2 protein-coding genes are annotated in these 16,628 nt (G+C 72.5%); both read left to right on the top strand.

Features of this window, described 5'->3' with window-relative positions; translation table 11 throughout:
• Nucleotides 1-32 precede the first annotated feature (32 nt).
• On the top strand, nt 33-7,817 hold the full coding sequence (locus ACIQ7M_RS33475) for an amino acid adenylation domain-containing protein (protein ID WP_403651286.1): 7,785 nt from the start codon (nt 33-35) through the stop codon (nt 7,815-7,817).
• Nucleotides 7,814-16,627, top strand: coding sequence for an amino acid adenylation domain-containing protein (locus ACIQ7M_RS33470; RefSeq protein WP_403651284.1), 8,814 nt, complete (start codon nt 7,814-7,816; stop codon nt 16,625-16,627). Before ACIQ7M_RS33475 ends, ACIQ7M_RS33470 begins: the two co-directional genes overlap by 4 nt.
• The last annotated feature ends 1 nt before the right edge of the window (nt 16,628 follow it).

The raw sequence follows: 16,628 nt of genomic DNA, 5'->3' as shown, positions 1-16,628 counted from the left end.
TGCTCCCTGGTTCCGCCGATTTTGGAGACACAATGATCCCGTTGTCGTTCGCGCAGCGCCGGCTGTGGTTCGTGGACCGGTTCGAAGGCCCTTCGCCGACCTACAACGGCGCGTTCGCCCTGCGGCTGACCGGTGAGCTGGACGTGGACGCGCTGCGGGCGGCGCTCCGCGACGTCATCGACCGGCACGAGATCCTCCGCACGGTGATCGTCGAGGGCGACGACGGCATCCCGCATCAGCAGGTGCTGACGTCCGGTCACCAGCCGTTCGTCCTGCCGGTCGTGACGGCCGCGGGGGAACAGGAGCGGGAGACGGAGGTCGCGAAGGCGGCCACCGAGACCTTCGACCTGGCCGCCGACACGCCGATCCGCGCCACGCTGGTGCGCAGCGGCGCGCGCGAGCACACCCTCGTCGTGGTGGCGCACCACATCGCCGTGGACGGGGAGTCGTTCGGGCCGCTGTTCCGCGATCTCACCGAGGCGTACGCCGCCCGCCGCCAGGGCGGCGCCCCGGCGTGGGAACCGCTCCCGGTGCAGTACGCGGACTACGCGCTGTGGCAGGTGGACGTGCTCGGTGACGAGTCCGACCCGCAGAGCGTCTCGGCCCGGCAACTGGCTTACTGGCGTGAGACGCTGGCCGATCTGCCGCAGCCGCTGGCCATCCCGACCGACCGCCCGCGCCCCAGGGTGATCAGCCCCGAGGGCGACCGGATCCCGTTCTCGATCGACCCGGGCCTGCTCGGGGCCGTGGAGAAGCTGGCCGCGGAACTGGACACCACGGTGTCGATGGTCATGCACGCGGCCCTGGCGGTGCTCCTGCACCACCTCGGGTGCGGCGACGACGTGTCCATCGGCGCGCCGATCACCGACCGCACCGACGAGGAACTGCGCGACCTCGTCGGGTTCTTCGTCAACACCTGGGTGCTGCGCGTCGACCTCTCCGGCAACCCGACCTTCCGCACCCTGCTCCAGCGGGTGCGGGAGCAGTCCCTGGCCGCGTACGACAACCAGGACCTGCCGTTCGAGCGGCTGGTGGAGCGGCTCAACCCGGACCGGTCCACCGCCTACAACCCGTTCTTCCAGGTCATGCTCTCCTGGCAGCCGCCCGTGCCGCCCATGGAACTGCCCGGCCTCGACGTCCGGGCCGAGCGCCTCGAGACCGGGACCGCCAAGTTCGACCTGTTCTTCGACCTGCTCCCGGACGGCTCGGGCGGGGCACAGTGCCGTCTTGAGTACGCCACCGCCCTGTTCGACCAGGACACGGCCGACAGCATCGCGCAGCGGTTCGTCCGCGTGCTGGGCCGGCTCGTGGCCGACCCGCGGCGCGCGATCGGCACCCTCGACGTGCTCGACGCCACCGAGCGGGACCTGTTGCTCACCCGGTTCGACGGCAACGGCGCGGCGGCGTCCGGGCTGACGGTCCCGGAGCTGTTCGAGAGCCAGGCCGCCCGGACGCCCGACGCCCCGGCGATCGTGTGCGACGACCGGACGCTGACCTACCGGGAGCTCGAGGAGAGGGCGAACGGTGTCGCCTGGGAGCTGATCCGGCGCGGCGCCGGGCCGGAGGACCTGGTGCTCCTCGCGCTGCCGCGCACCGAGGACCTGGTGGCCGGCCTGCTCGGGATCCTCAAGTCCGGTGCCGGGTACGTGCCGTTGGACCCGCAGTACCTCGGCGGGCGGGCGCACCGTGTGCTGTCCCAGGCGGCCCCGCGGTTCGCGGTCACCGACACCGCGACAGCACGGGACCTGCCCGGCGACGACCTCGCGACCGTCAACCTCGACGACCGCGGCCGATGGGAGACGCCCGCGGGGGCGCCGGACGACACGACCCGCCTCTCGCCGCTGGGCCCGGACAACCTGGCGTACGTGATGTACACCTCCGGCTCCACGGGCGAGCCGAAGGGCGCGGCGATCACCCACCGCAATGTCGTGGGCGGCGTGCGGGAACTGGTGCGCGTCCTGGACACGCCGCCCGGGTGGCGGATGCTGGCCGGCACCTCGGTCAACTTCGACGTCTCGGTCTTCGAGCTGCTGACCACCCTGACCACCGGCGGCACGGCCGAGGTGGTGGCGAACGCGCTGGCGCTCGGCGAGCGCGACCACTGGGACGGCCACGTGATCAGCGGGGTCCCCTCGGTGCTCGGGGAACTGGTGGGCCACCTGGACAAGACGCCGAACGTGCGCACGGTCGTGTTCGCGGGCGACATGCTCCCGGGCCGGCTGGTGCGGCAGGTGCGCGAGGCCCTGCCCGGCGTGCGGATCGTGAACTCCTACGGGCAGAGCGAGAGTTTCTACGCCACCACGTTCTCCCTGGCGGCGGCCCAGGAGTGGGCCGACGCCGACGTCGCACCCATCGGCACCCCGCTGGCCGGCATGCGCGCCTACGTGCTCGGCCCGGGACTCGCCCCGGTGCCGCAGGGCGTGATCGGCGAGCTGTACGTGGCCGGGACGTGCCTGGGCCGCGGCTACCACGGCCGCCCGGGCCTGACCGCCGAACGCTACCTCGCCAGCCCGTTCGGCCCCGCCGGCGAGCGGATGTACCGCACCGGCGACCTGGCCCGCTGGAACGCCGAGGGGCACCTGGAGTGCGTCGGGCGCGGCGACGGCCAGGTGAAGGTACGCGGCTTCCGCATCGAGACGGCCGAGGTCGAAGCGGCGATCACGCGGCACCCCGGCATCAGCGAGGCGGTGGTGATCAGCCGGGAGGTGCCCTCGGGCGGCCGGCGGCTCGTCGCGTACGTGGTGCACACCGGCCAGGGAGGCGTCGGTGACGACGGCGCCGGCGGCATCGGCGACGTGGACGTGCTGGCCGGAGCCTCGGCCGCCGAACTGCGCAAGTTCGTCGCCGCACGGCTGCCCGACTACATGGTGCCCTCCGCCTTCGTGGCTCTTGGCCGGCTGCCGCTCGGCGCGACCGGCAAGCTGGACCGCTCGGCCCTGCCCGAACCGGAGTTCCTCGGCGAGGTCTACCGGGAGCCGCGCACCGAGGCCGAGACGATCATCACGGCGGCGTACGCGGACGTGCTCGGGGTGGACCGGGTCGGCATCGACGACGACTTCTTCGCGGCCGGCGGCGACAGCCTGCGGTCGATCCAGGTGGTGGCCCGGGCCCGGGCCCGGGACCTGGAACTCTCCACCCGGGAGATCTTCGAACACCGCACGGCGGCCCGCCTCGCCGAGGTGGCCTCCGCCCGCCGGGACCGGGTGCCCGCGCTGGAGGAGGACGAGAGCGGCGGCGTCGGCCCGATGCCGCTGCAGCCGGTGGCGCGGCACGTGTTCGAGCACGGCGGCGGCACCCGGCGGTTCGCCATGTCGATGGTCCTCGAACTGCCCGCGGGCATCGACGCGGACGGCCTCGCCGCGACACTGGACGCGGTGCTCGACCGGCACGACCTCCTGCGCGCGACGCTGGTGCACGGCGACGAGCCGTCCCTCCTCGTCCGGGAGAGGGGCACCGTGCGGGCGGCGGACCTGATCCGCGAGGTCGGCTGCGACGGCCGCTGGGAGGAGCCGTCCTCGCTGGCGGCGGCGAAGGCGGAGCTGCACGACGCGGCCGGCCGGCTCGACCCGGAGGCCGGGACCATGGCGGACTTCGTCTGGTTCGCCCCGCCCTCGGGCGCGGGCAGACTGCTCGTGGTGCTGCACCACCTGGTCGTGGACGGCGTCTCCTGGCGCATCCTCATGTCGGACCTCGCCGAGGCCTGGCAGCAGGTCCGCTCCGGCAGGACGCCGGAACTGCCCGCGGTCGGCACATCGGCCCGCCGCTGGGCATCGGCGCTGGCGGACGAGGCGCTCTCGCCGCGACGGGAAGCGGAACTGGCGTACTGGCGGGACCTGCTCGAGGCGACCGACCCCCCGCTGGGCACGCGCGCGTTCGACCCGGCGGTGGACGTGTGGTCCACGCTCGACACCGTGCGGGTGGACCTGCCCGCCGAGGTCACCGAGGCGGTGCTGACCAAGCTCCCCGCGGCGTTCAAGGGCACCGGGACCGACGTGCTGCTCGCCGCCCTCGCCCTGGCGGTGAACCGGTGGCGCGGCGCGGACCGCTCGACCCTGGTCCGCATGGAGGGGCACGGCCGCGAGGAGGACATCGCCCCCGGGGCCGACCTGTCCCGGACCGTCGGATGGTTCACCAGCATGTACCCGGCCCGCGTCGACGTGCGGGGGGTGGACCTGGCCGACGTGCTGGCCGGCGGCCCCGCGGCCGGGCAGGCGGTCAAGCTGGTCAAGGAGCAGTTGCGCGCGGTCCCGGACAAGGGCATGGGGTACGCACTGCTGCGCCACCTGAACCCGGAGAGCGCGGAACAGCTCGCCGAGTACCCGGTGCCGCAGATCGGGTTCAACTACCTCGGCCGGATCTCCGAGGCGGACGTGCCCGAGCACCTGCGCGCGCACGGATGGGGACCGGCGTCCTGGTCCGCCGAGCTGATCGCCGAACCCGACCCGGACCTGCCCGCGCTGTCCGCGCTGGAGGTCAACTCGGTCGTCACGGACACCCCCGACGGCCCCCGGCTGCGGGCCGCCTTCCTGTTCCCCACCGGGCTGCTCTCCCGCGAGCGGACCGCGGAGCTGGCCGAGCTGTGGGTCGAGGTGCTGCACGGCATGGCCGCGCACGCCGCCCGTCCGGGGACCGGCGGGCTCACGCCCTCGGACGCCCCGCTGGTCACGGTGCGCCAGGACGACATCGAGGCGTGGGAGGAGCGCTACGGCCGGCTGGCCGAGGTGTGGCCGCAGGCCCCGGGGCAGTCCGGCATCCAGTTCCAGGCGGCGCTCGCCGACGGCACCTTCGACGTCTACCACATGCAGTTCGTCCTGCACCTGTCCGGACCCGTGGACCCGGCGCGCCTGCGGGCCGCCGGACAGGCCCTGCTCGAGCGGTATCCGAACCTGCGCTCCGCGTTCCTCACCACCGCCGACGGCGACCCGGTGCAGATCGTGGCCGAGCACGTCACCCTGCCCTGGCGGCACATCGACCTGACCGGTCACGGCGAGGCCGGGCAGGACGCGGCCCTCAAGGCGGCCCTCGCCGACGACCGGGCCGACCAACTCGACCCCACCCGCCCGCCGTTGCTCCGCCTGGCCCTGCTCACCTGCGGGCCGCGGCAGGCGAAGCTCATCATCACCGCGCATCACACCCTCTTCGACGGCTGGTCCTCGCCCCTGGTGATCACCGATCTGGTCCGGCTGTACGCGGGCACCGGCGAGCTCTCCCCGGTCCGCAGCTACGGCGACTACCTGGCCTGGCTGTCCCAGCAGGACCGCGAAGCCTCGGCCGCCCGGTGGAAGACCGAGCTCGACGGCTTCGACCAGCCGACCCTCGTGGCCGCGGACATCGCGCTCAGGGGGGAGGCGTCCTCCCTGGGACGGGTCGAGGTACCCCTGTCGATCGACCAGGGGCGCGAACTCGCCCGGCGCGCCGCGGAACTCGGGGTCACCCTGAACACGCTCCTGCAGGGGGCGTGGGCGATCCTGCTCTCGAAGCTGACCGGGCAGCAGGACGTGGTGTTCGGCGCCGCCGTCAACGGCCGCCCGGCGGACCTGATCGGCTCGGACGAAATGGTCGGCCTGTTCATCAACACCCTGCCGACCAGGGCGCTGTGCGGGCCCGGCCGCAGCCTGGGCGAGGTCATCACCGATCTGCAGAACCGGCAGATCAGCCTGCTCGACCACCACTACTACGGACTGGCCGACATCCAGCGCGGCGTCGGACTGCCCACCCTGTTCGACACGATCGTCGTGTTCGAGAACTACCCGATCGACCGTGAGGGCATCGTCGACGCGAACGCCTCGGCCGGTCTCACGATCGACGCCATCCGCCCGTTCGCGGGCTCGCACTACCCCCTCACCCTCAACTCCTCCGACCCCTACCTGCGCCTGTCCCTCGACTACCAGAGGAACCTCTACGACCACCAGGCGGCCGAGACCATCGCCGCCCGGCTCGTGCGCGTGCTGGAGCAGGTGCTCACGGACCCGTCGGTGCCGGTCGGCGCCGTGGACGTGCTGGGCGAGGAGGAACACGACCGCCTGGTGCGGCAGATCAACGACACCGCGCACCCCGTCACCGCGACCACCCTGCCGGACGCGTTCGAGGCCCGGGCCGCCCGCGACCCCGACCGCCTCGCCCTGATCGGCGAGGACGAGCGGCTGACCTACGCCGAGTTCAACGCCCGCGCCAACCGCCTCGCCCACTGGCTGATCGAACAGGGCGCCGGCCCCGAACAGCTCGTCGCCGTCCGGATCCCCCGCTCGGTGGACCTGCTGGTGGCGATCTACGCCGTCGTCAAGGCCGGCGCCGCCTACGTGCCCATCGACACCGAACTGCCCCAGGACCGGGTGCAGCACGTCCTGGACAGCGCACAGCCGCTGCTGGTCCTCGACGACAGGCTCCCGGACGTCTCCGTCCACCCCGACACGAACCCCGAACGCACCCTGTCGCCGGACAACGCCGCCTACGCCATCTTCACCTCCGGCTCCACCGGCGGCCCCAAGGGCGTCCCCGTGGCCCACCGGGCCATCATGAACCGGCTCCGCTGGGGGCTCGCGCACTTCGACGTCACGCCCGAGGACCGGGTGCTGCTGAGCACCACGGCAAGCTTCGACGTGTCGGTACCGGAACTGTTCGCCCCCCTGCAGGCCGGCGCCGCCGTCGTCATCGCCCGCCCCGACGGCCGCCGCGACCCCGCCTACCTGGCGGAACTGATACGCCGCGAACACGTCACCGGCGCCGACTTCGTGCCCTCCCTGCTGGAGGCGTTCGTCGCCGAACCCGCCGCCAAGGACTGCACCGGCCTGCGCTGGATCGAGGTCGCCGGCGAGGCGTTCCCGCCCGCGCTGGCCCAGCGGTTCACCGAACTGCTGCCGAACTGCACCGCCAACAACCTCTACGGGCCCACCGAGGCGGCCGTCGAGGTCACCGCCCACCGGTACGTACCCGGCAGCGACCGGCTGCCGATCGGCACACCGGTGTGGAACACCCAGGTCTACGTCCTGGACGCGGCCCTGCGCCCCGTCGCGGCCGGAGTCACCGGCGAGCTGTACCTCGCCGGCCACCAGCTCGCCCGCGGCTACCTCGGACAGAGCGCGCTGACCGCGGGCCGCTTCGTGGCCTGCCCCTTCGGCCCGCCCGGCGCCCGCATGTACCGCACCGGCGACGTCGTGCGCTGGAGCGAGGACGGCCAGGTCGAGTACATCGGCCGCTCCGACTTCCAGGTCAAGGTCCGCGGCTTCCGCATCGAGCTCGGCGAGATCGAACAGGTCCTGGCCGCGCACCCGGACGTCGACAGCGCGGTGGCCGTGGTGCGGGAGGACCGCCCCGGCGACCAGCGGCTGGTCGCCTACGTGGTGCCGGGCGAGCGCACCGCGGACCCGGCCGGGCCGGACGTCACGGCCCTGACGGACCTGGCCCGGGAACACCTGCCGGAGTACATGGTCCCGTCGGCGATCGTGCCGCTCGCCGCCCTCCCCACGACACCGAGCGGGAAGCTCGACCGCAACGCGCTCCCCGCACCCGGGCACACCCGGGCCGCGACCGGACGAGGGCCGCGCAACCCCAAGGAAGAAGTCCTGTGCCGGCTGTTCGCCGAGCTGCTCGGCGTGGAGGAGGTCGGCATCGACATCGACTTCTTCGACCACGGCGGGCATTCCCTGCTGGCCACCCGGCTGATCGGCCGCATACGCGGCGAACTCGACGCCGACGTGAAGGTCACGACGGTGTTCCGCAATCCGACCGTCGCCCAACTGGCCGAGCAGATCAAGAACCTGGCCCCGTCGAAACGCCCCCGGCTGCGACCGATGACCGTACAGGAGAACCGTCGATGATCCCGTTGTCCTTCGCCCAGAGGCGGATGTGGTTTCTCCACAAGCTGGAAGGCCCCTCCGCGACCTACAACGTCCCCTTCGCGCTGCGCCTCGAAGGGACCCTGGACACGACGGCCCTGGCCGCGGCGGTGACGGACGTCGCGACCCGGCACGAGAGCCTGCGCACCCTGGTCGCCGAGAACGCGGACGGCACGGGGGAGCAGCGGATCCTGCCTCCCGAGGAGGCCGTCCCGCCCTTCCGGGTCGTCGAGGTCGCCGCGGACGCGGTGGACGCCGCGGTGCACGAGGCCGTGCGCGAGACGTTCGACGTGGTCACGGAACTTCCCCTGCGCACGACCGTGTTCCGGGTCGCTCCGCAAGAGCACGTCCTGGTGTTCGTGTTCCACCACATCGCCGCGGACGGGGCGTCGATGGGACCGTTCCTGCGGGATCTCATGTCGGCGTACGCGGCCCGCCACCAGGGGAACGCGCCGCAGTGGGAGCCGCTCGCGGTGCAGTACAAGGACTACACGCTGTGGCAGCAGCAGGTCCTGGGCGACGAGGACGACCCGCAGAGCGTCACCGCGGCGCAGCTCGCCTACTGGAAGGCGGAGCTGGCCGACATACCGCAGCCGCTGCAACTGCCGCTGGACAGGCCCCGGCCGACAACGGCCAGCTACCGCGGCGGCGAGGTCCACTTCGCGCTGGCACCCGAGCTGCTGTCCCGGATGCAGAAGCTGGCCGTGGACCACGGTGCCACCGCACCGATGGTGGCCCAGGCCGCGCTGGCGGTCCTGCTGAACAAGCTGGGCGCGGGGGCGGACCTGCCGATCGGCAGCCCGATCGAGGGACGTGCCGACGAGCAGCTCGACGACCTGATCGGGTTCTTCGTCAACACCTGGGTGCTGCGCGCCGATCTGACGAGGAACCCCTCGTTCGGCGACCTGCTGGAACAGGTGCGGGACAAAGCCCTCGCCGCCTACGACAACCAGGACATACCGTTCGAGCGGCTGGTGGAACAGCTCAACCCGCAGCGCTCCAGCGCACACCAGCCACTGTTCCAGACGGTGCTGGGCTGGCAGTTCGTGTGGCCGGAGATCGAGATGCCGGGGCTGCGGGTCACCCCCGTCCCGGCGGTCACCGGCACCGCGAACTTCGACCTGTTCTTCAACATCGTTCCCAAGGCGTCCGGGGGCGCCCACGGACGGCTGGAGTACGCCACCGACCTGTTCGACCACAGCACGGCCGTCGCCGTCGTCGACCGGTTCGTGCGCATCCTGGAGCAGGTGCTCGAAGACCCGTCGGTGCCGGTCGGCGCCGTCGAGGTGCTGGCACGGGACGAGCGGGACTGGCTGGTGCGCCGGCTCAACGACACGGCGCATCCGGTGGCACCGGACACGCTGCCGGGCGCGTTCGAGGCCCAGGCCGGGCGCGACCCCCACCGGCTCGCTCTGATCGGCGAGCAGGAGAGGCTGACGTACGGGGAGTTCAACCGGCGTGCCAACCGGCTGGCGCACTGGCTGGCCGAACAGGGCGCGGGCCCCGAACGGCTGGTCGCGGTGCGGATCCCCCGCTCCGTGGATCTGCTGGTGGCGATCTACGCCGTCCTCAAGACGGGTGCGGCCTACCTGCCGGTGGGCACCGAGCTGCCCGAGGACCGGGTGCGGTACCTGCTGGACGACGCGAAGCCGCTGCTGGTGCTCGACGACCGGCTCCCCGACGTCTCCGGATACCCCGAGACGAACCCCGAACGCACCCTGTCGCCGGACAACGCCGCCTACGTCATCTACACCTCGGGCTCGACCGGGGCCCCCAAGGGCGTGCAGGTCGCGCACCGGTCCGTCATGAACATGCTGGCGTGGCGGCGGGCGTACTTCGGGATCGGCGCCGAGGACCGGGTGCTGGTGAGCTCCTCCACGAGCTTCGACGCCTCGGTGCCGGAGTCGTTCACACCGCTGCAGGCCGGCGCGGCCGTGGTGATCGCGCGACCGGACGGGCAGCGGGACCCGGCGTACCTGGCCGGCCTGATCCGGCGGGAAGGGGTGACCGGAGCCTTCTTCGTCCCCTCCCTGCTGGAGGTGTTCGTCGCCGAACCGGCGGCTAAGGAGTGCACCGGTCTGCGCTGGATCGAGGCGGGAGGCGAGGCGTTCCCGGCCGAACTGGCCGACAAGGTCGTCGACCTGCTGCCGGGATGCGCCGCGCACAACCTCTACGGCCCCACCGAGGCGTCGGTCGAGGTCACCGCACGGCAGCACACACCGGGCGCGGACCGGCTGCCCATCGGCGCCCCGGTCTGGAACACCCAGGTGTATGTGCTGGATCCGGCGCTGCGTCCGGTCGCGCCCGGGGTCGCCGGCGAGCTGTACCTCGCCGGCACCGGCCTGGCCAGGGGCTATCTCGGACAGCCGGGGCTGACCGCGAACCGGTTCGTCGCCTGCCCCTTCGGCGCGCCGGGAACCCGGATGTACCGCACCGGGGACCTGGTGCGGTGGAACAAGAACGGTCAGATCGAGTACATCGGACGGACCGACTTCCAGGTCAAGATCCGCGGCTTCCGGATCGAACTGGGCGAGATCGAGCACGCGCTGACGACGCATCCCGGTGTGGCGCAGGCGGCGGTCGTGGTGCGCGAGAACCCGCAGGGCGACAAGCAGCTCGTGGGCTACCTGGTGCCCAGGCCCTATGCCGCGGTGGCCGACGGCGCTGTCCAGGCGGACCAGGGGCACGAGATCCACGACCACCATGCCGCGTCCGGCGACGGGCCGGGCCGGAACCCCGGCGAACCGATCCCGCGTGAGCAGCTGCTGGAGCGGCAGGCCGCCGCGGTGGCACAGGTACGGAGGTTCGCGCCGCGGCGGGTGCTGGAGATCGGTACAGGTTCCGGTCCGCTCCTCGGCGAACTCGTCGGCGACGTCGAGGAGTACTGGGGTACCGGCATCCCGGTCCCGGTGGCCGACCGGTTCCGGGCCCGGGCCGAACAGGCCGGACACGGCGACCGGGTCCATCTGAGCGCCCAGCCGGCCCACGATGTGTCCGGACTGCCGCGTGGCCGGTTCGACACCGTGCTCCTCGACTCGGCGGTGCGCCACTTCCCGAGCGCCGAGTACCTGGACCAGGTGCTGCGCCAGGCGATGGACCTCCTCGCGCCCGGCGGCCGGATCATCGTCGCCGACGTCCGCAACGCCGCGACACGCCGCCTCTTTTGGACCGCGGCACAGCATGCGGAGCACCCCCACGCCTCGCACGAGGAACTGCGGACGCTGGCGGAGAAGGCGCTGCTCGCCGAGCAGGAGCTGGTGATCGCCCCGGAGTGGTTCACCGCGTGGGCGAAGGACGCCTTCGCCGCGGTCGACATCCGGCTGAAGCCCGGACCGGCGCACGACGAGCCGACCCGCCACCGCTACGAGGTCGTCCTGCACAAGCAGCCGGCCGACGTGCTCGACCTGGCCGGCGTGCCGTCGGTGCCGTGGGGCCGGGAGGTGTCCGCCCTGGACGACCTCGAGCACTGCGCGGACCGGACGGGCGGCCCGGTGCGGGTGACCGGGATACCCAACGCGCGGCTGCTCGAGGAGGTCGCCCTGACCGTTGCGACAGGCCTCCTCGACCCGGCGCCCCTGCCCGGCAGGCCGGTCGATCCGCAGGAACTGCTCCAGTGGGCACGCGAGCACGGCCGGGACGCGGTCCTCACCTGGTCGGGTGAGGACGAGCGGTACTTCGAAGCGGTGCTGCTGCCCGGACGGCGGACCGGGCAGCTGCCCGTCGCGGCCTCGTTCGTTCCCGGCAGCGCGGGCGGCCGGGTCCGGGCGAACACCCCCGCGCTGGCCAGGTCGCTCGCTCCGCTGCTCGCCGAGCTGCCCGGGTACCTGCGCGCACGCCTGCCCGACTACATGGTCCCTCCCGCGTTCGTGCCGCTTTCGGAGCTGCCGCTGACGTCGAGCGGGAAACTGAACCACCGGGTGCTGCCGCCGCCGGACGACGCGCGGGGGGCGATCGGCCGGGCACCGCGCAATCAGGTCGAGGAGACCCTCAGCGCGCTGTTCGCCGAAGTGCTCGGCGTGGACGGCGTCGGCATCGACAACGACTTCTTCGCCACCGGCGGGGACAGCATCCGCTCCATCCAGATCGTCGCGCGGGCCAGGACGCGGGGCATAGAGATCAGCACACGGGAGATCTTCGAGAACCCCACGGTCGCCCGGCTCGCGGAACTGGTCGCAGGACGCAAGGAGGAACGCCTCACCCTGGCGGAGCTGCCGGGCGGCGGCACCGGATGGGCCCCGCTGATGCCGACGGCGAAGCAGGTGCTCGCCCTCGGCGGCGGCTTCGGCCGGTTCTGCATGTCCGCACTGCTGACCCTTCCCCGGAGCATCGACCGTGCGGGACTGACCGCCACACTGCAGAGCGTCCTGGACCGGCACGACGTGCTGCGTTCCCGCCTGGTCCGGGTCGAGCCCGGCCTGCGGATCGAGCCCGTCGGCAGCGTGCGCGCCAACACCCTGCTGAGGGAGGTCCCCTACGACGACGCCGATGTGCACGCCGAACTGAACGCGGCCGCGGGCCGGCTGGACCCGGACGCGGGCGTGATGGCGCAGTTCGTGTGGTTCACCTCCGACACGGGCGCGGGCCGGCTGCTGATCGTGCTGCACCACCTGGTCGTCGACGGGGTGTCCTGGCGGATCCTCGTACCCGACCTGGTCGCCGCCTGGCAGCAGGTCCGCGACGGGCGCACCCCCGAACCGCAGGAGTCGGGCACCTCGTTGCGCCGGTGGGCGCATGCCCTGGTCGACGAGGCGGCCGACGCGCGGCGGGTGGCCGAACTGCCCGTGTGGCAGCGGATCCTGCACGAGGACGAGCCGGTGCTCGGAGCACGGGAGCTGGACCCGGCGCTGGATGTCGCCGCCACCGTGGACACGGTGCGCGTCCAGGTGCCCGCCGACGTCACCAGGGCCGTGCTGGACACGGTGCCCACGGTGTTCAGCGGCAGCGTCGACGACGGACTGCTGGCCGCTCTGGCTCTGGCACTGGCCCGCTGGCGTCAGACGCGGGGCGTGCCCGCCTCCTCGGCGCTCGTCCGCCTGGAGGGGCACGGCCGAGAGGAGCAGGTGGTGCCCGGCGCGGACCTGTCGCGCACGATCGGATGGTTCACCGCGATGTATCCGGTGCGCCTCGACCTGGCCGGCATCGACGTGGCCGCCGCGCTGGCCGGCGGCCCGGCCGCCGGCCGGGCGCTCAAGACGGTCAAGGAGCAGTTGCGGGCGGTTCCGGCCGACGGCCTGGGCTTCGGCCTGCTGCGCCATCTCAACCCCAGGACCGCCGCCGCACTGGCCGCGGAACGGGAACCGCAGATCGGGTTCAACTACCTCGGCCGGACCTCCGGCGCGGACATCCCCGAGGAACTGCGCGGCCTGGGCTGGGCACCGGACACCACACGGCAGGACCTGATCGCCGCGCTGGACGCGGACATGCCGGTGCTGTCGGCGCTGGAGATCAACGCGGTGGCCGCCGCCACCCCGGACGGCGAGGAGCTGACCGCCTACTTCGCCTTCCCCACCGGTGTGCTCTCCCGGGACGAGGTGACCGAACTGGCCGGACTGTGGGTCACGGCGCTGACCGCCCTGGCCCGGCACACGGCGACGTCCGACGCCGGCGGAATGACCCCGACGGACGCGCCGCTGGTCGACGTGAGCCAGGAGGAGATCGACGCCTGGGAGTCCAGGCTCGGCCACCTGGCCGAGGTGTGGCCGGTGACCCCCGCCCAGTCCGGGATCCTCTTCCACTCGATGCTGGCCGGATCCTCGTTCGACGCCTACCACGTGCAGCTCGTCTTCCACCTCTCCGGAGAGGTGGACCCGGAGCGGATGCGCCTCTCCGGACAGGCGCTGCTGGGCCGCTACGCCAACCTCCGCGCGGCGTTCGTCAACCGGCCCGACGGCGACTTCGTCCAGGTGGTGCCGGCGGACGGGGTGACCCTGCCCTGGCAGCACCTCGACCTGACCGGGTACGACGAGGCGGAGCGGAGCGAGCGGCTCGAACGGTTCCTCACCCAGGACCGCGCCGACCACTTCGACGTGGACACCCCGCCGCTGATGCGGCTGGCCCTCGTCGTTCTCGAACCCGGCCGGTCCGAACTCGTGATGACCGTCCACCACTCGCTGTACGACGGCTGGTCCACGCCCTTGCTGCTGCAGGACCTGCTGCTGTTCTACGCGTCGCACGGCGACGGGACCGGCCTGCCCCGCACCCGCAGCTACGGCGAGTACCTGACCTGGCTCGCGAAGCAGGACCAGGACGCGGCCGCACGGGCCTGGGCGGCCGAGCTCGACGGGGTCGAGGAGCCCACCCTGCTCGCCCCGGGAGCCGCGGGCGACGACGGCCTCGACCAGATCGAGTTCGCCCTCCCGCACGATGTGTCCGGCGAACTCCACCAGCGCGCCTCCGAGCTCGGCGTCACCATCAACACCCTGATCCAGGGCGCCTGGGCGCTGCTGCTCGGCCGGCTCACCGGCCGCCAGGACCTGGTCTTCGGAGCCACCGTCTCCGGACGCCCCGCCGCGGTGACGGGTGTCGAGTCGATGGTCGGGATGTTCATCAACACCCTTCCCGTACGGGTGAAGTACGGGCCCGGCGACACCATCGCCGAGGTCCTCACCCGGCTCCAGAGCCGGCAGGCCGGCCTCCTGGAGCACCACCACTACAGCCTCACGCAGATCCAGCAGTCCACCGGCCTGCAGTCCCTCTTCGACACGCTGGTCGTCTTCGAGTCCTACCCGGTCGACCAGGAGGGCATCGGCGCCGCCACCGAGGCCGCCGGCGGAATCGCCATCACCGGCCTGCGCCCCTCCAACGGCACGCACTACCCGCTGGCCCTGATGGCGGCGGTCGAGTCCAACCTCACGTTCCTCCTCCAGTACACGCCCGGCGCCCTCGACCGGGACACGACGGCGGCGTACGCGGCCCGGTTCGTACGCATCCTGGAACAGATGGCGGCCACCCCCCACCTGAAGACCGCGCAGCTCGACGTCCTGGAGCCGGCCGAACACGACCGACTCCTCGTCGAGTTCAACGACACCCACGTCCCGACCCCCGACGTCACGGTCGCCAAACTCGTCGAGGCACAGGCGGCGCGGACCCCGGACGAGACCGCCGTGATCGCCGAGGACACATCGCTCACCTACCGCGAGGTGAACGCCAGGGCCGACCGCCTGGCGCGCGAACTGGCCGCACGCGGAGTGGGCCCGGAGTCGCTGGTCGCGGTGTCGCTGCCGCGGTCGGCCGACCTGGTCGTCGCCCTGCTCGCGGTCCTGAAGGCGGGCGGAGCGTATCTGCCGGTGGACCCCAAATACCCCAGCCACCGCCTCCAGGGCATCCTCGACGAGGCACGGCCGCGCCTCGTCCTGACGGACTCCGCGACGGTCGCGGTGCTGCCCGAGCACGACGCCCCGGACGTCCTCCTCGACACGCTCGACCTGTCCGGAGACGGCCCCGGCCTCGAACTGCCGCTCCAGACAGCGCAGTTGGCATACGTGATGTACACCTCCGGCTCCACGGGAAAGCCCAAGGGTGTCGCCGTCACCCACACATGCGTGGTCAACGGCGTGCTGCAGCTCGCCTCCCGGGTGGGCATGGAGCCGGGCAAGCGGCTCCTGGCGGGCACGTCGGTCAACTTCGACGTCTCGGTGTTCGAGATCTTCACCGCCCTCGCCACCGGCGGCGTCGTCGAACTGGTCCCGGACGTCCTGGCCCTGGGCCGCCGGGAGGGCTGGAGCGGCGCAGTCATCTCCACCGTGCCGTCCGCCTTCGCCGAAATCGTCGACGACATCCGCGGCCGCACCCGTGTGGAGACGGTCGTCTTCGCGGGCGAGGCCCTGCCCTCCACACTCGTCGAGAAGGTACGGGACGCCTTCCCGGACGTGCGGATCGTCAACGCCTACGGGCAGAGCGAGTCGTTCTACGCCACCACCTTCACCGTCTCCGCCCGGACGCCGGACCACACAGGCAGCGCGCCCGTCGGCACCCCGCTCGGCAACATGCGGGCCTACGTCCTTGGCCCCGGTCTGAACCCGGTGCCACCGGGCGCGGCCGGTGAGCTCTACGTCGGCGGGAACGTGGCCCGCGGCTATCACGGCCGCGCAGCGCTGACCGCCGAGCGTTTCGTCGCCGACCCGTTCGGCCCGCCCGGCTCCCGCATGTACCGCACCGGTGACCTGGCCCGCTGGAACGACGAGGGCCAACTGGAGTACCTGGGCCGAGGCGACGCGCAGGTCAAGGTGCGCGGCTTCCGCATCGAGCCCGGAGAGGTCGAGGCCACGCTCACCGCCCACCCCGAGGTCGGCCAGGCCGTCGTCATCGCCCGGCAGGGGGCCGGCAACAGCAAGCAGCTCGTCGCCTACGTGGTGCCGTCCGGCGAGACCGAACCCGAGAAGATCCGCCGGTTCACCGCCGAGCGGCTGCCCGAGTTCATGGTGCCGTCCGCCGTCGTGCTCCTGGACGAACTGCCGCTGATGCCCAACGGCAAGCTCGACCGGGCCGCGCTGCCCGAGCCGGAGTTCACCGGCGCCCCCTACCGGGCGCCCCGCAACCCCCGCGAGGAGACCCTGGCCGAGCTCTTCGCCGAGGTCCTGGGCCTGGAGCGGGTCGGCATCGACGACAGCTTCTTCGAACTCGGAGGGCACTCCCTGCTCGCCACCCGGCTGATCAGCCGGGCCCGTACCGAGATGGGAACCGAGATCCCCATCCGCAAGATCTTCGACCTGCCGACGGTGGCCGCGCTCGGCGCGTGGCACGAGGAATCCGCCGTGCCCCGTCGCCCCAGTCTCCGCCAGATGTTCGTTTGAG

The organism is Streptomyces sp. NPDC096324, from assembly GCF_044763015.1.
Classification (GTDB): domain Bacteria; phylum Actinomycetota; class Actinomycetes; order Streptomycetales; family Streptomycetaceae; genus Streptomyces.
This window is presented reverse-complemented; position numbering and strand designations above follow the sequence as displayed.

Bases quoted from the DNA above. Each gene is read 5' to 3' on its own strand.
- ACIQ7M_RS33475 (WP_403651286.1), top strand. From the start codon at position 33: ATGATCCCGTTGTCGTTCGCGCAGCGCCGGCTGTGGTTCGTGGACCGG.
- ACIQ7M_RS33470 (WP_403651284.1), top strand. From the start codon at position 7,814: ATGATCCCGTTGTCCTTCGCCCAGAGGCGGATGTGGTTTCTCCACAAG.